Raw genomic sequence first — 20,603 nt, forward strand, 5'->3', positions numbered from 1 at the left:
GGAAGCCCCCATGCCCGACCCCATCACCTTCACCTTCGGCGACAGCCGCGAACTCTGCGACCAGCTCCTCGCCCTGATCCGCGAAGGCAAGAAGACCGCCACCTGCGGTGCGCTCACCTATTTCACCGAAGGGGGCGAGGATATGCCGGTGGTCGGGCGGCGCGATATCGCGCTCGACTGGGATGGCAAACCGGCGGTGATGATCGAAACCGTCGAGGTCACGATCCGGCGGTTTTGCGATGTCGATGAAGACTTCGCGCTGGCCGAGGGGGAGAACGAGACGCTCAAGGGCTGGCGGCGCGATCATCAGGCCTATTTCGAGCGTAACGGAGGTTTTAACCCCGAGATGGAACTGGTCTGCGAGCGGTTTCGCTTGATAGAGGACTATCAAGGAGCCTCCAATGTCACAAAACAAACGCCTCTTCGACACCCCGAAGCATGAACAGACCCCCGAGCAGCGTCGTTTCGTCGCCATCACCGAGATCGCCTATACGGTCGTGGATTTCGGCGCGGCCTTCTGTTTCGTCGTGGGGTCGATCTTCTTCTTCTACGACAGCCTGATGGTCCCGGGGACGTGGTTGTTCCTGATCGGGTCCATCCTTTTCGCGGCAAAACCCTCGATCCGGCTCTGGCGGGAGTTGAAACTCCTTGAGATGGGGGATTACAAGGACCTCGCTCTGCGCAGAAAATCCTGAGGGAAGTCCGATGAAATTCACCCTGTCCTGGCTCAAGGATCATCTCGAGACCGAGGCCACCGTCGATCAGATCGCCGAGGCGCTCACCGATCTGGGTCTCGAAGTCGAGGAGGTCGTCGATCCGGCGGCGAAGCTCGAGACCTTCACGCTGGCCAAGGTGCAATCCGCCGAGCAGCACCCCGACGCCGATCGTCTCCGGGTCTGCATGGTCGAGACCAACGAGGGGGTGAAGCAGATCGTCTGTGGTGCGCCGAATGCGCGGGCCGGGATCACGGTCGTGCTGGCCAAGCCTGGCGATTACGTGCCCGGCATCGACGTGACGCTGTCGGTGGGCAATATCCGCGGTGTGGAAAGCCACGGCATGATGGCCTCCGAACGCGAGTTGGAACTGTCGGACGAGCATAGCGGTATCATCGAATTGCCGTCGGGCGAGGTCGGGCAGAAGTTCACCGACTGGCTGGCTCAGAACCGTCCCGAGGCGGTCGATCCGGTGATCGAGATCGCGATCACGCCGAACCGCCCCGATGCGCTTGGCGTGCGCGGTATCGCGCGCGATCTGGCGGCGCGGGGGCTGGGCAAGCTCAAGCCGCTCGACGTGCCGAAGGTCGAGGCTGCGTTCGATGCGCCGATCTCGGTGACGATCGACCCGGCGCTGAAGGACAAGGGCTGCCCACTGTTTGCTGGTCGCGTGATCCGCGGTGTGAAGAACGGGCCGTCGCCCGACTGGCTGCAAAAGCGGCTGCGCGCGATCGGTTTGCGTCCGATCTCGACGCTGGTCGATATCACCAACTACTTCACCTATGACCTGAACCGGCCGCTCCACGTCTTCGACATGAAGAAGGTGACGGGCAATCTGGTCATCAAGCAGGCCTCCGGCGGCGAGGAATTCCTCGCGCTCGACGAGAAAACCTACACCGTGCGCGCAGGCGACATGGTGATCTGCGACGACAAGGGCGTCGAGAGCCTTGCCGGGATCATGGGGGGCGAGGAGTCCGGCGCGGATGAGGACACGGTCGATGTGTTCCTCGAGAGCGCCTATTGGGACCCGATCACCATCGCCGCCACGGGCCGTGCGCTGAAGATCAACTCGGATGCGCGGTATCGGTTCGAGCGCGGCGTCGATCCGGCCTTCACGCTGCCGGGGCTCGATCTGGCGGCGAAGATGGTCGTCGATCTGTGCGGTGGCGAAGTGTCGGAGCTGGTGATGGACGGCGCGGTGCCGGATGTCAGCCGCGCTTACAAGCTGGATCCGGCGCGGGTGATCTCGCTCGTCGGCATGGATATTCCCGAGGCCACGCAGCGCGAAACGCTGGAAGCTCTGGGCTTCACGCTCGACGGCGACATGGCGACGCCGCCGACTTGGCGCCCGGACGTGCTGGGCTCGGCCGATCTGGTCGAGGAAGTGGCGCGGATCGCTTCGTTGACCAAGCTCGAAGGCAAGCCGATGGGCCGCGAGACGACCGGCGTGCCCGGCGCGATCCTCACCCCGATGCAGCAGCGCGAGCGGATGGCGCGACGCACCACGGCGGCTTTGGGTTACAATGAGTGCGTGACCTACAGCTTCATCGACGAGGCGTCCGCCAAGCTGTTCGGCGGTGGCGCGGATGCGACCAAGCTGGAGAACCCGATCAGCTCGGAGATGACGCATATGCGTCCCGACCTGCTGCCGGGTCTGCTGCAGGCGGCTGCCCGCAATCAGGCGCGCGGCATTGCCGATCTGGCCTTGTTCGAGGTCGGCCCTGCGTTCAACGGCGGCGAGCCGGGCGAGCAGGTTCTGCAGGCGACGGGGCTTCTGGTCGGTCACTCCGCGCCGCGCGATCCCTTCGGCTCGCGCCGTCCGGTGGACCTCTATGATGCGAAGGCCGATGCCGAGGCCGTGCTGGCCGCGGTCGGCGCGCCGGCGCGCGCGCAGATCAACCGCAAGCTCGATGCGTGGTGGCACCCGGGCCGCGCGGGCAATGTGGCGCTCGGGCCGAACCTGCTGGCGACCTTTGGCGAGGTGCATCCCAAGGTGCTGCGCGAACTGGGCGTGAAAGGCCCGGCGGTCGCCTTCACGATCCGTCTGGAAAACATCCCCTTCCCGAAGAAAAAGGGCGCGACGCGGCCCGCGCTGCAGATTTCCGACCTGCAAGCGGTCGAGCGCGATTTCGCCTTCGTCGTGGATGCGGATGTCGAGGCGCTGACGGCGGTGAACGCGGCGATGGGCGCCGACAAGAAGCTGATCGAGAGCGTGAATGTCTTCGACCAGTTCGCCGGCGCCAAGGCCGAGGAACAGATGGGCGCGGGCAAGAAGTCGATCGCGCTGACGGTGCGGATGCAGCCCGCCGACAAGACGCTGACCGATGCCGAGATCGACGCGGTGAGCAAGAAGATCGTCGAGAAGGTGAGCAAGGCCACCGGCGGCACGCTGCGCAGCTAAGGTTGTCCTCGAGAAAGTTTGGAGCGCCCGGTCGGAGAGACCGGGCGTTTTCTTTTGCGTGCAGCGGAGGGCGGGGCCCGACCGCCGGGTGGGCGTCGCCCTCTGAGGTTGGCGCTTTATCCTCGCCACGTCCGGGCGACCTCGACCCGCGCGCTGCCGTTAAAAAAGCGCCCGCCCGAGGGGGCGGTCGGGCGCTGCCAGGGCCGCTTCGCGGCTGATCCGGGCATTCAACTCTAGCCGTTCTCACCCGAGGCTCGGGCGCGTCCCTGACCCGTCCGACCCAGCGTAATCCTTTCCTATCTTCCGAAACCCGTTAGGCTTTTCGCGAACGAGGGAAGGAGGAGCCCTTGCGGTTCGATTATCTCATTCTGGGCGGCGGCTCGGCAGGCGCAGTGCTGGCGGCGCGGCTGTCGGAGGACGCCGCGGTGACCGTCTGTCTCGTCGAGGCAGGGCGCGAGGCGCGCGATATCTTCGTGCGCGCGCCTGCGTTGGTCGCTGCGATGGTGGCGGGGCGACCGCCGATCCACAACTGGGCGCTGCGCACCACTCCGCAACCGGGGCTCAACGGGCGGCGCGGGTTCCAGCCGCGGGGCCGGGGGCTTGGTGGGTCGTCGGCGATCAACGCGATGCTCTATGCGCGCGGCCAGCCCGAGGATTACGACGGTTGGGCCGAGGCGGGCGCCGAGGGCTGGGACTGGGAAACCGTGAAGCCATGGTTCCTCGCCTCCGAGCGGAATGCGCGCGGGGCGTCGGACTGGCATGGTACGGCAGGGCCATTGCAGGTCGGCGATCAGCGGCGGCCTCGGGCGATCAGCCGCGCTTTCATCGAGGCGTGCGGCGCGGTGCAATGCCCGCCGAACGAGGATTTCAACGGGCCGCGACAGGAGGGGGCGGGGCTTTATCAGGTCACGCAGTTCTGGGACGGTCCGCGCAAGGGCGAACGCTGTTCGGCGGCGGCGGCCTATCTGCATCCGGTGATGGATCGGCCGAACCTGACCGTGCTGACACGTGCGCGCGCTGAGAAGATCGAGATTGCGGAGGGCCGTGCGACGGGGGCAATCGTCCGGCAAGGCCGCAAGCGGATGAAGATCGACGCGGCGCGCGAGGTGATCGTCTCGGCAGGGGCGTTCGGCTCGCCGCAGCTGCTGATGCTGTCCGGGATCGGGCCTGAGGATCATCTGCGTGAGGTCGGGATCGTGCCGCGTCTCGATCTGCCGGGTGTGGGGACAAACCTTCAGGATCATCTGGATTACGTAATCAGCTACACGTCGCCCCGGCGCGATGTCGTAGGCCTCAACCCGCGCGGACTGCTGCGGCTGGCGCGAGCGGCGGGTGCGTGGCGCGAGCATGGCGAGGGGCTGTTCGCCTCACCCATGGCCGAGGGCGGGGCCTTCCTGCGAAGCGACCCGAGGCTCACCCGTCCCGATCTGCAGATCCATTTCGTCGTCGGTATCGTCGATCAGCACATGCGCAAGCCGCATCTGGCCGATGGCTGGTCGGCTCATATCTGCCCGCTGCGGCCTCAGTCGCGCGGCACGCTGCGGCTGGCCTCGAGCGATCCGCGCGCGGCGCCCTTGATCGACCCCGAATATCTCTCCGATCCGCGCGACGCAGAGCTACTGCTGAAGGGCGCACGGCTATTGGACCAGATCGCCGAGGCGGAGCCGCTTCGTCCGTGGCGGGGGCGCAGGTTCTATCCGCATGACGGAACGGATGAAGGGCTGATGGCCGATATCCGGGCGCGGGCAGATACGATCTACCACCCGGTCGGCACATGCGCGATGGGGCAGGGCGACATGTCGGTGGTCGATCCTGAGCTGCGGGTGCGTGGGATCGACGGGCTGCGCGTTGTCGATGCCTCGGTGATGCCGCATCTCATTTCGGGCAATACCAACGCGCCGACGATCATGATCGCCGAGCGCGCGGCCGCGTTCATCCGAGGGGATCAGTCGGCGCGATCGGTCGGGTGATTGACGCCGTCGTTCCACGGCACCGGGCCCAGATCGCGCGGGTTCACCCCTTCCAGACAGGCGGCATTCACGCCGTATTGGTTCGGGTTCGAGCGGCGCTGGTGATGGGTGTAGATGCCGCAGGTTTTGCAGAAGTAATGCTTCGCGGTCATCGTGTCGAATTGATAGAGCGTCAGGTTGTCCTCGCCCGTTAAGATGCGGATGCCCGAGAGCGGGGCCGAAACCGCCACCGCCCCGCGCCGACGGCAGAAAGAGCAATCGCAGCGCCGCTTGGTGTTGAGCCCGTCGGAAAGCGTCACTTCCATCTCCACCGCGCCGCAATGGCAGATCAGGCGGTGGGGCGACTGGATTTCGGGCAACATCAGCGTCTCCGTGTGACTGTGGGAATATTGGTCTGGCTCTCGCGCGCCTCGGGGAAGGGCGGGTGGCCATGGGTGAGCCGCCAGAAGAGCGGCCCGCCGAGCCGGAGCCATAGCGGCAGGGTCAGAAGCACGCCCGCCACGAAGCCGCCGATATGGGCCATGTGAGCCACCCCGCCCGAGGCGCTCGAGGTCAGCTCGTTGAACAGTTGCAGCGTGAACCAGAGACCCAGAACCAGCCAAGCGGGCGTGGCCCAGATCTTGAAGAAGACGAGGAAGTAGAACAGCACGTCGATCCGCGCTTTCGGATAGAGCAGCAGATAGCCTCCCATCACGCCTGCGATCGCGCCCGAGGCGCCCACCATCGGCACGGTCGCGTCGGGGTTCGCTGCGATCTGTGCGAAGGCGGCGGCCAACCCGCAGGCGAAGTAGAACAGCAGGAAGGCGACGCGACCCATCCGATCTTCGAGGTTGTCGCCGAAGACCCAGAGAAACAGCATGTTGCCCGCCAGATGCAGGATGCCGGCATGCAGGAACATATGTGTAATGAGCCCGTGCCACGCGACGCCATGGGTCACGGCGGCAGGCCAGAGCGCGTTGTCGAGCCAGAGTTCCCGCAGATCGCCGCCCCATGGCGCGGTCATGACATAAACCACGATATTGATCGCGATCAGGGCCCATGTGACCCACGGGGTATTGTACGAAGGATTGTGATCGCGGATCGGGAACATCGCCCGAGAGGGCCACGCGCAGGGCCCTCGGTCAACGCGCTTATTGCGTGGCTTCGATCACCGTCTCGCCCTGCGCGATCAGCTCCAGCCGGTCCTGCGACAGTTTCACCGTATCGACGCGGGCCATGGCCGAGTGGAAGGCCTTCTCGACACCCATTGCGGGCTCGGGGCACATCATCCGCGTGCCCGCCAGTTCACCGACTCGCACTCGGCCGTCCTTCTCCGAGATCCGGCCGTTGTAGTGATTGCAGCCGGCCTTGCCTGCCACCAAACCCTTTTCGGGGTGGGTGAGGGTGACCTCCACGCCATTGGGGATCGGTTTGCCGTCAATCGACACCACTTCCCAGATCGCGTTCGGTGCGATCGCCTCAAGAGGGTCGCCCGGCTCCGACTGGCATCCCGTCACCAGCCCCAAGGCCAGCAGCGGCCCGATCACGATCGCACGCATATTTAGTTTCCCTCTTGCTCTCACGCGCCTTGCTTAGACCTTGGGGATGGGGTGCGCCATTCACGGCCCCGTGATCCCGCGTGGGAAAGTTGCGACATCGGCGCGCATCCTCCTTGGCCCGAAGGCCGTATATCTCTATGCTCTCGCCCCGCGACAGGAGGAGTCCCATGATCAACGAACTCGGGCATTTTGCCCTAATTCTCGCCTTTGCGGTGGCCATCGTGCAGGCCATCGTGCCAATCGTCGGCGCACAGAAAGGCTGGCGCGGCTGGATGGCGGTGGGCGAGCCCGCAGCGACAGCGCAGTTTTTGCTCATCGCGGTGAGCTTTGCGGCGCTGACCCATGCGTTTGTCGTGTCGGACTTCTCGCTGAAGCTGGTCTGGGCGAATTCCCATACCGACAAGCCGATGCTCTACAAGATCACCGGCGTTTGGGGGAACCACGAGGGCTCGATGCTCCTCTGGGTGTTGATCCTGTCGCTCTTCGGGGCGGCGGCGGCCGTGTTCGGTGGCGCTCTGCCACCGCGGCTGCGGGCGCGTGTGCTGAGCGTTCAGGCGTGGATTGGCGTCGCGTTCCTCGGCTTCATCATCTTCACCTCCAACCCGTTCCTGCGTCTCGCGGAGCCGCCTTTCAACGGCGAAGGGATGAACCCGCTGCTGCAAGATCCGGGTTTGGCCTTCCATCCGCCGTTCCTCTATCTCGGCTATGTCGGCCTCTCGATGTCGTTCTCCTTCGCGGTGGCGGCGCTGATCGAAGGCCGGGTGGACGCGACCTGGGCGCGCTGGGTGCGGCCGTGGACGCTGGCGGCGTGGATATTCCTGACCATCGGCATCGCGCTGGGCTCTTGGTGGGCTTATTACGAGCTTGGCTGGGGCGGCTTCTGGTTCTGGGATCCGGTGGAGAACGCCTCGTTCATGCCGTGGCTTCTGGCCGCCGCGCTGCTGCACTCGGCCATCGTGGTCGAGAAGCGCGAAGCGCTGAAATCGTGGACGATCCTTCTGGCGATCATGGCTTTCGGCTTCTCGCTGATCGGCACCTTCATCGTGCGTTCGGGCGTGATCACCTCGGTGCATAGCTTCGCCTCCGACCCGCAACGCGGCATCTTCATCCTCGGCATTCTCGCCCTCTTCGTGGGCGGGGCGCTGACGCTCTATGCGTTCCGTGCGAGTTCGATGCAGGCAAAGGGCGTGTTCTCGATGCTGTCTCGGGAAACCGCGCTGGTGATCAACAACATCCTGCTGGCCGTCGCAGCCCTCGTCGTCTTCGTTGGCACGGTCTGGCCGCTGGTCGCGGAGATGTTCTTCGGGCGCAAACTTTCGGTCGGCGCGCCGTTCTTCGATCAGGCCTTCACCCCCTTCATGGTGATCCTCGCCCTGATCCTGCCGATCGGCGCGATGATGCCGTGGAAACGCGCGCGTCTCGGCCGCGTGGTGAAACCCCTGGTCCCGGCCTTCGTGCTGGCGCTGGCCCTGGGCGGGCTTGCCTGGGCCGTCGAGAGCGGCAATTCGCTTCTTGCCCTCGTCGCGGTGTTCCTCGGCAGTTGGCTGGTCTTCGGCGCCATGACCGAGTTGTGGCAGCGTTCGGCCCGCAATTTCGGGCGCCTCAAACGCCTGCCGCGCGCCGACTGGGGCAAGGCCACGGCCCATTCCGGCCTTGGCATCACCTTCATCGGCATCGGCCTGCTGACCGCCGGCCAGCTCGAGGATATCCGTGTCGCCAAGATTGACGAGCCTTTCACCGTCGGCGGCTACCAGATCACGCTGACCGAAGTGCATAAGGAGAAGGGGCCGAACTATACCTCGCAGATGGCGACGATGCTGGTCGAGAAGGACGGCAAGAAGATCGCGACGATGCATCCCGAGAAGCGCATCTACCCGGTGCAGCGGATGCCCACGACCGAGGCCGCGATACACACCACGCCGCTGCGCGACATCTACCTCGTGATCGGCGATCCGCAGGATCAGGGCGGCTACGCGGTGCGCACCTATATCAAGCCCTTCGCGGACTGGATATGGGCGGGCGCGATCATCATGGCGTTGGGCGGGCTTCTGAGCCTGTCGGACCGTCGTTACCGTGTTGCGGCGGGGGCGCGCAAATCGCGTGCGACCTCGGCGCACGCTTCTCCGGCGGAGTGAACGATGCTCAGGAAAACCCTTCTTGTCGTGACGCTGGTTCTCTCGGCGCTGATCTCGCTCGGGCCTGCACTGGCGGTGCAGCCTGACGAGATCATGAAGGACCCGGCGCTTGAGGCGCGGGCACGCGAAATCTCCAAGGTGCTGCGCTGCCCGGTCTGTCAGGGCGAGAATATCGACGATTCCAACGCCGAGGTATCGCGCGATCTGCGGCTGCTGGTGCGCGAGCGGCTCAAGGCGGGCGACACGAATAGCCAGGTGATCGATTACATCACCGCTCGCTATGGCGAGTATGTGCTGTTCGAGCCCGAAAAGCGCGGGGCGAACCTGCTGCTGTGGTATCTCGGTCCGGCGGCGTTGATCGTGGCGCTGATTGGCGGGTTCTTCTATGTCCGCTCGCGCCGCGTGGCGTCCGAGGGGCCGGCCCAGCCCGATCTCTCCGACGAAGAGCGCAAGCGCCTTGAGGAACTGATGGGCGAGTAGGGGAGCAGGGCGCGCGGCGGCCCGTGGGGTGGCGCATCGCGACCTTGGACGGCACGCGCTTTATTCCAGCCACGCCCCTCCATCGAATGAGCGTCGCGCGCGGTCACCAATGCCCCAGCCCGTCGGGACGGGCCGCCGCGCGCCCTGCGCCTTCGGCGCGCTCCGGGCGCAGGCGCTCTTCAGTCCGCGTTTTAAAATGAGAGAAGCGGCGGGAAAGCCCGCCGCTTCTCTATTCTCGCCCTGATGTCTCAGGTGCAGCGGTTACTCGATCCCGCCGAGGCACATGTATTTCAGCTCGGTGAAATCTTCGATGCCGTATTTCGAGCCTTCGCGACCCAGACCGGATTGCTTGATGCCGCCGAACGGGGCTACCTCGGTCGAGATCAGCCCGGTATTCACGCCGACGATCCCGGTCTCCATCGCTTCGGCCACACGCCAGACGCGGGCGAGGTCACGGGCGTAGAAATAGCCCGCCAGCCCGAATTCGGTCGCGTTGGCCATCTCGATCGCCTCGGCCTCGGTCTCGAAGCGGATCAGCGGGGCGAGCGGGCCGAAGGTCTCCTCGCGCGCGACCCGCATCTGTTGCGTCACGCCGGTCAGCAGCGTCGGCTCGAAGAAGGTGCGCCCTAGGTTCGAGCGGTGCCCGCCAGCAGCTACCTGCGCACCTTTCTCGGTCGCGTCCGCGATATGCGCCTCGACTTTGGCGAGCGCGTCCGCGTTGATGAGCGGCCCGGTGGTTACGCCCGGCGCGAACCCGTTGCCCGGTCGCAGGGTCGCAAGCCGCGCGGTCAGCTTCTCGGCGAAGGCGTCATAGACGCCGGCCTGCACGTAGATCCGGTTCGCGCAGACGCAGGTCTGTCCGTTATTGCGGAACTTCGCGATCATCGCGCCATCGACCGCCGCATCGAGATCGGCGTCGTCGAAGACGAGGAATGGCGCGTTGCCGCCCAGTTCCAGGCTGATCTTCTTCACCGTCTCCGCCCCTTGGCGCATCAGGATCTTGCCCACGCGGGTCGAGCCCGTGAAGGTAATCTTGGCGACCTTGGGATTGGCGCAGAGCTCTTCGCCCATGCCCGCCGCATCGACGCCGGGGATGATGTTGAAGACACCCGCCGGGATGCCCGCGCGCTCGGCCAGAACGGCCATCGCGAGGGCCGAAAGCGGCGTCAGCTCGGAGGGGCGCCCAACGAAGGTGCAGCCCGCCGCCAGCGCCGGGGCCAGCTTGCGCGCGATCATTGCGTTGGGGAAGTTCCACGGCGTGATCGAGCCCACCACGCCGACCGGCTGACGGATCACGAGGATGCGCTTGTCGCGCTGGTGGCCGGGGATCACGTCGCCATAGACGCGCTTGGCCTCTTCGGCGAACCATTCGAGGAAGCTTGCGCCATAGGCGATCTCCCCCTTGGCCTCGGCGAGCGGTTTGCCCATCTCGGCGGTCAGGATCGCGGCGAGGTCGTCCTGATTTTCCATCATCAGGTCGTGGAAGCGCCGCAGGTAGCCCGCGCGCTCCTTGCCGGTGAGCGCGGCCCAGTCCGGTTTCGCGGCATGGGCGGCCTCGATCGCGGCGCGCGTGGCGTCCACGTCGAGATCGGCGACCTTGGCCACCAGTTCTCCTGTGGCTGGGTCGGTCACGTCAAACGTCTTGCCCGTTTCGATCCACTCGCCGTTCACATAGGCGCGGGTTTCCAGCAGGCTCGGGTCGTTCAGTTTGAGCATGTCAGCCCTCCTTCGCGGCGGTCATCGCCTCTTCGAGGATGTCGAGCGCCTTGGCCATCTGCTCGTCGGGGATGGTGATCGGCGCGAGGAAGCGGATCACGTTGCCATAGACGCCGCAGGTCAGCAGCAGCAGGCCCCGGTTGAGCGCTTCGACACGGATGCGCTGGGTCAGCGCGGCGTCGGGCTTGCCGTCCGTCATCAGCTCGACCGCGACCATGAAGCCGGGGCCACGGATCTCGGCGATCTCCGGCATGTTGGCGCGGATCGCCTCCAGTCGTTGCTTGAGGCGCGAGCCAAGCTCGTTGGCGCGGGCGCAGAGGTCTTCCTCCTCGATCACGTCGAGCACCGCGTTCCCGGCTGCGACGCCCAGCGGGTTGCCACCATAGGTGCCGCCCAGCCCGCCCGGGTTCGCCGCGTCCATGATTTCGGCGCGACCTGTCACCGCCGCGATCGGAAGGCCGCCGCCCAGACCCTTCGCCATGGTCGTGATGTCCGCGGCCACGCCATAGGCGTCCATCGCGAACATCGTGCCGGTGCGCGCGAAGCCGGTCTGCACCTCGTCGGCGATCATTACGATGCCATGCTCGTCGCAGAAGGTGCGCAGCCGTTTGACGAAATCATGCGGGGCCGGGTTGAAGCCGCCTTCGCCCTGCACCGGCTCAAAGATCACCGCAGCGAGGCGCGTGGGATCGAGATCGGTTTTGAACAGGCTCTCCATCGCAGCGAAGCTGTCATCGGTCGACACGCCATGCAGCGCGTTCGGGAAGGGGACGTGGAACACGTCGGGCATCATCGCACCGAAGCCCGCCTTGTAAGGCGCGACCTTGCCGGTGAGCGTCATCGTCATGAAGGTCCGGCCGTGGAAGCCACCGCCGAAAGCGATGATCGCGTTACGGCCGGTATAGGAGCGGGCGATCTTGATCGCGTTCTCGACCGACTCGGCCCCGGTGGTGACGAAGATCGACTTCTTGTCGAAATCCCCCGGCACCTTCTCGTTGAGGCGTTCGGCAAGGCGCACATAGGGTTCGTAGGGCATCACCTGATGGCAGGTATGGGTGAAGGCATCGAGCTGGGCTTTCACCGCCTCGATGACTTTCGGGTGGCGGTGGCCAGTGTTCACCACCGCGATCCCGGCGGCGAAATCGATTAGTTCGCGGCCATCGGCATCGGTGACGGTGGCGTTCTCGGCGGAGACGGCGAAGTTCTGGGTCTGCACACCCACGCCCCGGGCAAGGGCGGCGGCGCGGCGGGTTTCGAGGTCGGCATTGCTGGACATGGGTACTCCTGAGGTGCTGGAGAATCACGGAATGATGTGACGCTAGTGTTTAACGAATAGCTGTGCAATGTTTAGTTTGTTAAACGTAGGGCGATGGCGCGCGCGCTGGAAATCCGCCCGCCCGCACTCTAGAACAGGCAAAGGACAGGAGGCTTGCGGTGAGCGAATTCGACGTGGGCGGACGGCTTCGGGCGATCCGCGAGGACAAGGGATTGTCGCAGCGCGAGCTGGCGCAGCGGTCGGGCGTCACCAACGGGCTTGTCTCGCTGATCGAGCGCAACAAGACCTCTCCCTCGATCACCTCGCTGCGCAAGATCCTCGAAATCCTCGAAATGACGCTGGCGGAGTTCTTCGACAGCGACACGCCGTCCGAGCCAGGCAAGTTCGTCTTCCGGCACTCCGAGCTGACCGAGATCAACCCTGGCCGGATCTACCGCTCGGGCGGCGCGGCGCTCGATGCGCTTTCGCTGAAACGCGCGGGCAAGTCGGGGCAGACCAACCTTCTGCTGCTTTACGAGACCTATGAGCCCGGCGCCGATACCGGGGCGGAGGCCTATGCTCACGAGGGCGAGGAGGGCGGGTTTGTCATCGAAGGTGAGTTGCTGCTGACGGTGGGCGAGACAACAGAGCTTCTGCGCGCGGGCGATGCCTACCTGTTCGACAGCCGCCTGCCGCACCGTTTCCGCAACGTGGCCAAGGCGCGCTGCGTGGTGGTCTCGGCCGCGACACCGCCCACCTTCTGAGACGCGCGCTCAATAATAGGTGCGCTCTTCCAGATCGCTCTCGGCCATCATCGCATCACAGGCCGCGAGGAATGCGGTTTCCGCGCTCGACTGCTTCCGCTGCGGGTTGGTGAGCAGGTAGATATTCACCATCGGCAACCCGTCATAGGGCGGCAACTGGCGCAGCCGCCCGGCCTCGACATCGCGATGCGCGACATGCAGCGGCAGCGCACCGATCCCGACACCTGCCACGATCATTCGACGCAGCTCGTGAAGGTTCGACGACACCCCGCGCCAGCTCGGCGCGAGCTTGGCCCGCGCGCGGAGCAGTGAGACGGGGTGAAGCGGGCCGTCCTCGGTCTCGGTCTGGAACGACACCGAGGTCTCGCCCTCGATCTCCGCGAGCGAGATGTTCTCGCGCTCGAAAAGCGGGTGCCGCTTGCCGCAGAACAGGCCGAAATATTCGCGGTAGAGCACCTGTGCGCGCAGGTTCTCGGGTGTCTTGTGAAGCAGGCAAATCCCGAGGCTCGCCCGATTCTGTTGCACCCGATTCACCACTTCCTCGCTCTCGGCCACGGTCATCGAGAAGGTCACCTTGGGATGTTCGGTGGCGAAATCATGCAACACCGCGTCGTAGTGATCGGAGATGACATGTGACGTCGTGGTGATCGCGATATGGCCCCGCAGCTCCTCTGCGCCGGTCTCCAGCAGGGAGGGGATCTGCGACACGGCGCCGAAGATCTGCGCGCATTCCTGATAGAGCAGGTTTCCCGCCCTAGTGACCTTGAATTCATTCGGTTTTCGGATGATCAGCTCATGGCCGGTACGTTCCTCCAGCCGCTTGAGCGCGGCCGAGATCGTGGGCTGCTTCAGACCCAGCAGATAGGCCGCACGCGAGATGCCCCGCTGCTCCACCACGACCATGAAAGTCCGCAATAGGTTCCAGTCGAGATGCCAGGGGAAACGTTGTTCGTAGGGTTTGACCATAGCTCAGATCTATAGTGAAGATTTCAATTATTTATTTGCGCAATGGCGGTCGCCATGCAAGCGTTCCCGTCAACGAGGCTCCGGATGGGGCGCTCGCCGTGGCGGGACGCGCCGGAAACAAGGCCGCCCGCAGTCATGACCAACAGGAGAGATCCATGACCAACCGCAGAACCGTTCTCAAGACCCTCCTCGGGGCCAGCACGCTCGCCGCCACCGGCATTTCGCTGCCCAGCCTCGCCGCGGCTGACGAGCTCGAAAGCCTCAAGGAAAAGGGCGTGATCCGGATCGCCATGTCGGGCGCCTACCCGCCCTTCAACTTCATCAACGATTCGAACGAGGTCGTGGGCTTCGATCCGGCCATCGGTGAGGAGATCGCCAAGCGCATGGGCCTGAAGACCGAGATCGTGACGACCGCGTGGGACGGGATCATCGGCGGTCTGCTGGCCAACAAGTACGACGCCATCGTCGGCTCGATGTCCATCACCCCCGAGCGCGAGAAGGTCGTCGATTTCGTCGGTCCGTATTACACGACGAAACGCGCGATCTTCGTCCTGCCCGACAGCCCGATCAAGTCGGTTGCCGATCTGAAGGACGTGACTGTCGGTGTGACCCTTGGTGAAACGCACGAAGAGTGGGCGCGTCAGCAAGGCTATAACGTGAAGACCTACAAGGGTCTGCCCGAGCTGATCCTCGAGCTTCAGAACGGTCGTGTCGACGCGATCATCAACGACTCGATCGCGGCGATCCTCGCGATGAAGAAGAACGACTACAAATACCGCATCCTCGACGATCTGAAGACCGACGCGATCGGTGCTGGCATCGCGATCCGCAAGGGCAATCCCGAGCTGAAAGATGCGATGCAGAAGGCGCTCGATTCCATGATGGAAGACGGCACCTACGAGAAGATCGCGATGAAGTGGATCGGCGCTGACATCCGCTGATCGGCGCGTCCCAAGGGATGGCGGGCAGCCCGTCTTCTGACGGCTGCCCTGCCTCCCGCAATCTTCGATGGATTCCCGAAAGGACACGGAACGGATGACCGCCGAATATGGAAAGCTGACCTGGGAGCAGGTCCGCGACGCGGACAAGGATCGTGTGGTGATCCTGAATGTCTCTGCGACGGAAGATCACGGGCCGCATATGCCGCTCGATACGGACACGGTTCTGGGGATGGCGGTGGCCAATGGCGTTGCCGAAGCCGCGCCCGACGAAGTATTCGTGATGCCCGCGATCCCCTATGGCTTCAACGAGCACCACAAGGACTTTCCGGGTGTCATCTGGATCCAGCCGGAGACGCTGATCAACTTCGTCTGCGATGTGACCGAGTCGCTCGCGCATCACGGCTTCCGCCGGATCCTGCTGCTGAACTCGCACGGGTCGAACCACCCGATCCTCGATCTCGCGGCGCGCAAGACGGTCATCCGCACCGGCATCATCTGCGTCTCGGCATCGTATTGGAACCTGTGCAGCGACCGTATTCAGGGCCTGCGCAAATCCGAAGTGGGCGGCATCGCCCATGCCGGGGAATTCGAAGCTGCGATGTACAAGCATCTGCATCCCGATCTGGTCGATCTCGACAAGGCCGAAAGCCAGAACCTGCACGATCCCGACACCAAGTTCTTCAATCTCGATTTGGCGGCCGGTGGCGGCAAGGCGATGCTGATGCGCTGGTGGTCCTCGGTCTCGCCCGATGGAACCATGGGCGATCCGACCGTCGCCGATGCCGAGACCGGCAAGGCGTTCCTGGAAGCGGCGATCGAGGAGACGACAGCGCTCGTGCGTGAGATACGCGCGCTGCCGATCCTGCCACGCCGCGATCATCATTGAGGGGAATGCCGTGGATATCGAACTAATCCTCAAGGTCTATCCGTACTTCCTGAAAGCCGCCGTGATCACGGTCGAACTGTCGGTCCTGACCATCGTGCTGGGGCTCATTTGCGGCGCAATTGGCGCAGCGTTCCGGCTGTCGCGCTTCTTCCTCTTGCGCTTCATAGGCGGCGCCTATGTCAGCTTCTTTCGCGGCACGCCCGCGCTGATTCAGCTGTTCCTGCTGTATTTCGGCGGCCCGCAGGTCGGCATCCAGCTCGATGCGTTTCAGGCCGGTGTGATCGGGCTGGGCGTCAATATCGGGGCCTACATGACCGAGACGATGCGGGGCGCCATCGTCGCGGTGGACCGCGGGCAGACCGAGGCCGCGCGCACGCTGGGCCTGTCGAAGGCGCAGGCCTTCCGCAAGGTGACGCTGCCGCAGGCGCTGCGCCTGATGATCCGGCCGCTCGGCGTCAACATCAACGCTCAGATCAAGGGCACCGCGCTGGTCTCCGCGATCTCGGTGGTGGAGCTGACCTACACCGCGCAGCGCTACATCGGTTCGACTTACAAGCCGTTCGAGATGTTCTTCCTCGCGGGGATACTCTACCTCGTCATCATCACGGCGGTGGGCAAGGGTATCGCCTTCCTCGACCGCAGGGTGCGCATCCAATGATCCGCGCATCCGCCCCCCTTTCCCGCCCGCACGAGAAGGAGTGAGCCATGGGTCTCGATTTCTCCGTCATCCCGCCTTTCTACGGCACGCTCTTGCTGGGTGTCCTGTGGACCATCGCCATCACCGCCGCCTCGGCGCTGCTGAGTTTCTTCGGGGGCATCCTGCTCGCGGTGATCGCGCTCTATGCACCTGCCATCATCCGCCTGCCGGTGCGCTTCATCGCCTGGCTTTTCATGGGCACGCCGCTGCTGCTGCAACTCTTCCTGATCTATTTCGGGCTGGTGCAGATCGGTATCGACCTTCCGGCCTTCGTGGCGGGCGTGATCGGCCTCGGCTTCCACTTCGCGGTCTATAATTCCGAACTGATCCAGACTGCGATGGTCGCGGTGGACAAGGGCCAGATGGAGGCCGCACGCACGCTGGGCCTGTCGCGCAGGCAAGCGCTCGTCAAGGTGGTGGTGCCGCAGGCGGTGCGCGACGTGCTGCCGCCGATCGGCAACAACATGATCGCGCTTCTGAAAGACTCGGCGCTGGTCTCGGTGATCGGGGTGTCGGAACTGACGCTCTCGGCGCAGCGCGCCATCGGCCAGACCTACCGCGCCTTCGAGTTCTACGCGGCTGCGGCCGTTCTCTACTACATCATCAATCTCGGCATGGAGGCGGTGATCCGCTGGTTCGAGAACCGCAACCGCCTCTATCGCTGATCCGGGAGATATCGACATGACCGAGACGCAATCCTTCGTCGAGATCCGCCACGCCCAGAAATCCTACGGCTCGCTGGAAGTGCTCAAGGATATCTCGCTCAACGTGGAGCGCGGCCAGATCGTCGCGATCATCGGCCCTTCGGGCTCGGGCAAATCCACGCTGCTGCGCGCCATCAACGATCTCGATCCGCTGACCGGCGGCGAGGTCTGGCTCGACGGGGTGCAGGTGAACAAGTCCCTGCCGCATAACCAGTACGAGAAGCACATCAACAAAATGCGCCAGGACATCGGCATGGTGTTCCAGCACTTCAACCTGTTCCCGCATCTGAGCGTTCGGGACAACGTCACGATGGCGCCGAAGCTGCTCAAGAAGATCTCCGACAAGGAGGCCGACAAGCTCGCCGAGGAGCAGCTCGATCACGTCGGCATGCTGGAGCGGATCGACTATTACCCTGCGCAGCTTTCGGGCGGTCAGAAGCAGCGTGTGGCGATCGCCCGCGCGCTGGCGATGCGGCCGAAGCTGATGCTGTTCGACGAAGCCACCTCGGCGCTCGATCCCGAGTTGGTGGAAGAGGTGAACCTGGTCATGAAGAAGCTCGCCCAAGAGCACATGACCATGATCATCGTCACCCACGAGATGGATTTCGCCGCCTCCGTCTGCGACCGCGTGCTGTTCATGGACAAGGGCGTCGTGGTCGAGGAGGGCCCGCCCGAGCAGGTCTTCAAGAACCCGACCCAGGAACGGACCCGGAATTTCCTGCGCAAACATCTCGAAGGTGCAAAATGACGACTGAAAAGTCTCACCTGTTCTATCAGTCGCGCCAGCCGCGGCCTTTCCTCGAACGCTCCGAGGGAATCTACCACTACGACGAGAACGGGAAACGCTATATCGACGGCTCTTCGGGGGCGATGGTCTCGAATATCGGCCATTCCAATCCGCGCGTGCTGGAGAAGATGAAGGCGCAGATGGACCGTTCGACCTTCGGCTACCGGCTGCATTTCCGCACGCACCCGTCCGAGGATCTCGCCGCACGGGTCGCCGCGCGGATGCCGGAAGGGCTCGACAAGGTGTTCTTCGTGTCCGGCGGCTCCGAGGCGGTCGAAACCGCGATCAAGCTCGCACGGCAATACGCGGTCACGCAGGGCGAGGAGAGCCGCTACAAGGTGATCTCGCGGCTGCCATCCTACCACGGCGCGACGATGGGCTCGCTCGGCGTCACGGGCAGCCCGATCTTCACCGGGAAGTTCGCGCCGATGTTCACGGAGATGCCGAAGGTTCCGGCACCGACCTGCTATCTCGATCGCGACAACCTTACCGAGGAAGAGCGCGGCATCAAATATGCCGAGATGCTGCGCGAGAAGATCGAGGCCGAGGGCCCCGAGACGGTACTCGCCTTTTTGATGGAGCCAGTGGGCGGGGCTTCGACCGGTGCGCTGGTGGCGCCTGACAGCTACTATACCCGCGTGGCCGAGATCTGCGAAGAATACGGCATCCTGCTGATCTATGACGAGGTGATGACCGGGGCCGGGCGTACCGGCAAGTTCCTCGCCGCCGAGCATTGGGGGATCATCCCCGATATCGTCGCGATGTCGAAAGGCTTCGGCGCGGGCTACGCGCCTCTGGGTGCCGTGGTCGCGCGTCACGACATTGTGGAGACGCTCCTCGACGCGGGCGGCTTCCTGCACGGCTTCACCTATGCGGGCAACCCTCTGGCCTGCGCGGCGGGTCTCGCGGTGCTTGACGAGATGGAAGAGCAGGATCTGATCGGCAACGCCGCGCGGATGGGCGATGTTCTCAAGGCGCGGCTGACCGCGCTCATGGATCGCTACCCCTTCATCGGCGACGTGCGCGGCAAGGGCCTGCTGCTGGCGTTCGAACTGGTCTCGGACCGCGAGACGATGAAGGTTCTGCCGAAAGAGTGGAACGCGCATGTCGAGCTCGTCGAGCTGGCTTATGAGCGCGGCCTCATCATCTATTCGCGTCGCACGCGAAGCGGCTATGAGGGCGACCATTTCCTCGTATGCCCGCCGCTGATCGTGACCGAGGCACAGATCGAAGAGATCATCGCGATCCTCACCGACGCGCTCGACGCCTTTGCCGCCAATCACGACCTGCCGGTGGTCGAGGAGGTCAGCGCATGAAGCTGCCCGACAAATCCATCGCGATGGAAGAGGTGGTGGCGCAGATCCCCGACGGCGCCACGGTGCTGGTGGGCGGCTTCGGTGTGCCCGGTACCCCCTTCGCGCTCCTGCGCGAGTTGGCGCGTCAGGGGCAGCGCGACCTTGTTCTGGTCAAGAACGATGCCAACGAGGCGGGCATGGGCATCGACCACCTGATCGCGGGTGGACAGGTGCGCAAGCTGATCGTCACCCATCTCGGCCTTAACGCCAACGCCATCGCGGCGATGAACGAGGGCCGGATGGAGGTCGAGTTCTGCGCGCAAGGCATCCTCGCCGAACGTATCCGGGCCGGAGGCGCCGGACTCGGTGCGATCCTGACCGATATCGGCATCGATACGGAATTGGCGCAGGGCAAGCAGATCGTCGAGATGAACGGTCGTCCGATGCTGGTCGAGTCCGCTCTGCGGGGCGACGTGGCGCTGGTCCATGCCGCGCGCGCCGATTGCTTCGGCAATCTCGCCTATGCCGCAACCGCCCGCAATTTCAACCCGCTCATGGCGATGGCCGCGAGCCGCGTGATCGCGGAGACCGAAGAGCTGCTACCGCTGGGCGGGCTCGATCCGGACGCGGTCGAAAGCCCCGGCGCCTTCGTCGACCACGTCGTGAAACTCGACGCGATTTCCGAGGAGTATGGCATTGTCAGACGCTAGAGCTCGCATGGTGGCCCGCGCCGCGCGCGAAATCGCGCCCGGCATGGTCGTGAACCTTGGCATCGGCTTGCCCACCAAGGTGGTCAACCACCTGCCTTCCGACTTTCCCGTCTGCCTGCATTCGGAAAACGGGCTGACCGGGATCGGGCCGACGCTGTCGCCGGAACGCGCCGACCGGAACCTGATCGACGCGGGCGGGGCCTATGTCTCGACCATCCCCGGCTCGGCTTTCTTCGATAGTGCAGTGAGCTTCGCGCTGGTGCGCTCCGGGCGGCTCGACCTGACGCTGCTGGGCGCCTTCGAGGTCGCGCAGAACGGCGATCTGGCGAACTGGAAGATCCCGGGCAAGTTCTCCCCCGGCGCGGGCGGCGCGATCGAGCTGGCGCAGAAAGCGCGCCGTGTCGTCGTGATGACCACCCATTGCGACCGCAAGGGCAATCCGAAGCTGCTCGAGACCTGCTCGCTGCCGCTGACCGCAAAGGGGCGCGTGGCGCGGATCTATACCGACATGGCGGTGGTGGACGTGACCGATCAAGGCTTCGCGCTGGTCGAACTGGCTGCGGGCATTTCCGAGGCGGAGATCCGCGAGGCGACCGGCGCGCCCCTTGCGCTGCCGCAAGGCGACATTCCCAGATTCTGAGGCAT

The 20,603-nt window shown here is 64.7% G+C and carries 21 protein-coding genes; 15 read left to right on the forward strand and 6 right to left on the reverse strand.

Annotated features, from left to right (window positions below; genetic code table 11):
* Window positions 1-10 precede the first annotated feature (10 nt).
* From B6V72_RS04355 to B6V72_RS04370, 4 genes are all read left to right on the forward strand, one after another.
* Window positions 11-442, forward strand: a complete 432-nt coding sequence (locus B6V72_RS04355; protein ID WP_088734822.1) for an ASCH domain-containing protein — start codon at window positions 11-13, stop codon at window positions 440-442.
* Window positions 402-695 (forward strand): YrhK family protein, encoded by a 294-nt coding sequence (locus tag B6V72_RS04360; protein WP_075773997.1) that lies wholly within the window; start codon window positions 402-404, stop codon window positions 693-695. Before B6V72_RS04355 ends, B6V72_RS04360 begins: the two co-directional genes overlap by 41 nt.
* A gap of 10 nt (window positions 696-705) precedes the next feature.
* On the forward strand, window positions 706-3,114 hold the full coding sequence (pheT, locus tag B6V72_RS04365) for a phenylalanine--tRNA ligase subunit beta (RefSeq protein ID WP_088734823.1): 2,409 nt from the start codon (window positions 706-708) through the stop codon (window positions 3,112-3,114).
* Between the two features lie 347 nt (window positions 3,115-3,461).
* Window positions 3,462-5,084 (forward strand): GMC family oxidoreductase N-terminal domain-containing protein, encoded by a 1,623-nt coding sequence (locus B6V72_RS04370; protein ID WP_088734825.1) that lies wholly within the window; start codon window positions 3,462-3,464, stop codon window positions 5,082-5,084.
* Here the strand turns inward: B6V72_RS04370 and B6V72_RS04375 are convergent.
* The 3 genes from B6V72_RS04375 to B6V72_RS04385 are packed head-to-tail and all read right to left on the reverse strand — an operon-like array spanning window position 5,060 to window position 6,622.
* Window positions 5,060-5,446: a GFA family protein gene (locus B6V72_RS04375; protein WP_088734827.1), complete on the reverse strand. Its 387-nt coding sequence runs from the start codon at window positions 5,444-5,446 to the stop codon at window positions 5,060-5,062. The two genes, B6V72_RS04370 and B6V72_RS04375, sit on opposite strands and share 25 nt — an antisense overlap.
* Window positions 5,446-6,174 carry a rhomboid family intramembrane serine protease gene (locus tag B6V72_RS04380; protein ID WP_088725459.1) on the reverse strand — a complete coding sequence of 243 codons (729 nt, stop codon included), beginning with the start codon at window positions 6,172-6,174 and terminating at the stop codon, window positions 5,446-5,448. Before B6V72_RS04380 ends, B6V72_RS04375 begins: the two co-directional genes overlap by 1 nt.
* 40 nt (window positions 6,175-6,214) lie before the next feature.
* A complete protein-coding gene (locus B6V72_RS04385; RefSeq protein WP_075774002.1) occupies window positions 6,215-6,622 on the reverse strand; it encodes an META domain-containing protein in 408 nt (135 codons plus the stop codon).
* A 167-nt stretch (window positions 6,623-6,789) separates the two neighbouring features.
* On the opposite strand from B6V72_RS04385, the gene B6V72_RS04390 reads away from it, so the two are divergent.
* Both B6V72_RS04390 and B6V72_RS04395 read left to right on the forward strand, forming a co-directional pair.
* Entirely contained in the window at window positions 6,790-8,757 is a 1,968-nt protein-coding gene (locus tag B6V72_RS04390; protein WP_088719560.1) for a heme lyase CcmF/NrfE family subunit, read from the forward strand.
* Window positions 8,758-8,760: 3 nt separating this feature from the next.
* On the forward strand, window positions 8,761-9,237 hold the full coding sequence (locus B6V72_RS04395) for a cytochrome c-type biogenesis protein (protein ID WP_088734829.1): 477 nt from the start codon (window positions 8,761-8,763) through the stop codon (window positions 9,235-9,237).
* 261 nt (window positions 9,238-9,498) lie between these two features.
* On the opposite strand, the gene B6V72_RS04400 is transcribed toward B6V72_RS04395, so the two are convergent.
* Together B6V72_RS04400 and B6V72_RS04405 are read right to left on the reverse strand one after the other, a co-directional pair.
* A complete protein-coding gene (locus tag B6V72_RS04400; protein ID WP_088734831.1) occupies window positions 9,499-10,953 on the reverse strand; it encodes an NAD-dependent succinate-semialdehyde dehydrogenase in 1,455 nt (484 codons plus the stop codon).
* Between the two features lies 1 nt (window position 10,954).
* A complete protein-coding gene (locus B6V72_RS04405; protein ID WP_075774006.1) occupies window positions 10,955-12,229 on the reverse strand; it encodes a 4-aminobutyrate--2-oxoglutarate transaminase in 1,275 nt (424 codons plus the stop codon).
* 158 nt (window positions 12,230-12,387) lie between these two features.
* On the opposite strand from B6V72_RS04405, the gene B6V72_RS04410 reads away from it, so the two are divergent.
* Window positions 12,388-12,972, forward strand: a complete 585-nt coding sequence (locus B6V72_RS04410) for a cupin domain-containing protein (RefSeq protein ID WP_075774007.1) — start codon at window positions 12,388-12,390, stop codon at window positions 12,970-12,972.
* 9 nt (window positions 12,973-12,981) lie between these two features.
* Here B6V72_RS04410 and B6V72_RS04415 read toward each other — a convergent pair whose 3' ends face one another.
* Window positions 12,982-13,938 carry a LysR family transcriptional regulator gene (locus tag B6V72_RS04415; RefSeq protein WP_075774008.1) on the reverse strand — a complete coding sequence of 319 codons (957 nt, stop codon included), beginning with the start codon at window positions 13,936-13,938 and terminating at the stop codon, window positions 12,982-12,984.
* Between the two features lie 155 nt (window positions 13,939-14,093).
* Here B6V72_RS04415 and B6V72_RS04420 point away from each other — a divergent pair, with 155 nt between their 5' ends.
* From B6V72_RS04420 to B6V72_RS04455, 8 genes are all read left to right on the forward strand, one after another.
* Window positions 14,094-14,879, forward strand: coding sequence for an ABC transporter substrate-binding protein (locus B6V72_RS04420; RefSeq protein ID WP_075774009.1), 786 nt, complete (start codon window positions 14,094-14,096; stop codon window positions 14,877-14,879).
* A gap of 94 nt (window positions 14,880-14,973) precedes the next feature.
* The gene (locus B6V72_RS04425; RefSeq protein ID WP_075774010.1) at window positions 14,974-15,765 is read left to right on the forward strand and encodes a creatininase family protein; all 792 of its coding nucleotides are present in this window, start codon (window positions 14,974-14,976) and stop codon (window positions 15,763-15,765) included.
* Between the two features lie 10 nt (window positions 15,766-15,775).
* On the forward strand, window positions 15,776-16,423 hold the full coding sequence (locus B6V72_RS04430; RefSeq protein WP_075774011.1) for an amino acid ABC transporter permease: 648 nt from the start codon (window positions 15,776-15,778) through the stop codon (window positions 16,421-16,423).
* A 47-nt stretch (window positions 16,424-16,470) separates the two neighbouring features.
* Window positions 16,471-17,127, forward strand: a complete 657-nt coding sequence (locus B6V72_RS04435; protein ID WP_075774012.1) for an amino acid ABC transporter permease — start codon at window positions 16,471-16,473, stop codon at window positions 17,125-17,127.
* Between the two features lie 16 nt (window positions 17,128-17,143).
* Window positions 17,144-17,914: an amino acid ABC transporter ATP-binding protein gene (locus B6V72_RS04440; RefSeq protein WP_088722324.1), complete on the forward strand. Its 771-nt coding sequence runs from the start codon at window positions 17,144-17,146 to the stop codon at window positions 17,912-17,914.
* Entirely contained in the window at window positions 17,911-19,269 is a 1,359-nt protein-coding gene (locus B6V72_RS04445; protein WP_088734834.1) for an aspartate aminotransferase family protein, read from the forward strand. Before B6V72_RS04440 ends, B6V72_RS04445 begins: the two co-directional genes overlap by 4 nt.
* Complete coding sequence (locus tag B6V72_RS04450) at window positions 19,266-19,958, forward strand: CoA transferase subunit A (RefSeq protein WP_088719567.1); 693 nt, start codon at window positions 19,266-19,268, stop codon at window positions 19,956-19,958. Before B6V72_RS04445 ends, B6V72_RS04450 begins: the two co-directional genes overlap by 4 nt.
* A complete protein-coding gene (locus tag B6V72_RS04455; RefSeq protein ID WP_240497681.1) occupies window positions 19,945-20,598 on the forward strand; it encodes a 3-oxoacid CoA-transferase subunit B in 654 nt (217 codons plus the stop codon). The genes B6V72_RS04450 and B6V72_RS04455 overlap by 14 nt, the downstream gene beginning before the upstream one ends.
* The last annotated feature ends 5 nt before the right edge of the window (window positions 20,599-20,603 follow it).

The organism is Thioclava sp. F34-6 (genome assembly GCF_002213235.1).
Taxonomy (GTDB): Bacteria; Pseudomonadota; Alphaproteobacteria; order Rhodobacterales; family Rhodobacteraceae; genus Thioclava; species Thioclava nitratireducens.

Coding starts and splice junctions, on each gene's coding strand:
- pheT (WP_088734823.1), top strand. CDS start 706: ATGAAATTCACCCTGTCCTGGCTCAAGGATCATCTCGAGACCGAGGCC.
- B6V72_RS04400 (WP_088734831.1), bottom strand. CDS start 10,953: ATGCTCAAACTGAACGACCCGAGCCTGCTGGAAACCCGCGCCTATGTG.
- B6V72_RS04380 (WP_088725459.1), bottom strand. CDS start 6,174: ATGTTCCCGATCCGCGATCACAATCCTTCGTACAATACCCCGTGGGTC.
- B6V72_RS04425 (WP_075774010.1), top strand. CDS start 14,974: ATGACCGCCGAATATGGAAAGCTGACCTGGGAGCAGGTCCGCGACGCG.
- B6V72_RS04435 (WP_075774012.1), top strand. CDS start 16,471: ATGGGTCTCGATTTCTCCGTCATCCCGCCTTTCTACGGCACGCTCTTG.
- B6V72_RS04405 (WP_075774006.1), bottom strand. CDS start 12,229: ATGTCCAGCAATGCCGACCTCGAAACCCGCCGCGCCGCCGCCCTTGCC.
- B6V72_RS04440 (WP_088722324.1), top strand. CDS start 17,144: ATGACCGAGACGCAATCCTTCGTCGAGATCCGCCACGCCCAGAAATCC.
- B6V72_RS04375 (WP_088734827.1), bottom strand. CDS start 5,446: ATGTTGCCCGAAATCCAGTCGCCCCACCGCCTGATCTGCCATTGCGGC.
- B6V72_RS04385 (WP_075774002.1), bottom strand. CDS start 6,622: ATGCGTGCGATCGTGATCGGGCCGCTGCTGGCCTTGGGGCTGGTGACG.
- B6V72_RS04445 (WP_088734834.1), top strand. CDS start 17,911: ATGACGACTGAAAAGTCTCACCTGTTCTATCAGTCGCGCCAGCCGCGG.
- B6V72_RS04390 (WP_088719560.1), top strand. CDS start 6,790: ATGATCAACGAACTCGGGCATTTTGCCCTAATTCTCGCCTTTGCGGTG.
- B6V72_RS04420 (WP_075774009.1), top strand. CDS start 14,094: ATGACCAACCGCAGAACCGTTCTCAAGACCCTCCTCGGGGCCAGCACG.
- B6V72_RS04395 (WP_088734829.1), top strand. CDS start 8,761: ATGCTCAGGAAAACCCTTCTTGTCGTGACGCTGGTTCTCTCGGCGCTG.
- B6V72_RS04450 (WP_088719567.1), top strand. CDS start 19,266: ATGAAGCTGCCCGACAAATCCATCGCGATGGAAGAGGTGGTGGCGCAG.
- B6V72_RS04360 (WP_075773997.1), top strand. CDS start 402: ATGTCACAAAACAAACGCCTCTTCGACACCCCGAAGCATGAACAGACC.
- B6V72_RS04415 (WP_075774008.1), bottom strand. CDS start 13,938: ATGGTCAAACCCTACGAACAACGTTTCCCCTGGCATCTCGACTGGAAC.
- B6V72_RS04355 (WP_088734822.1), top strand. CDS start 11: ATGCCCGACCCCATCACCTTCACCTTCGGCGACAGCCGCGAACTCTGC.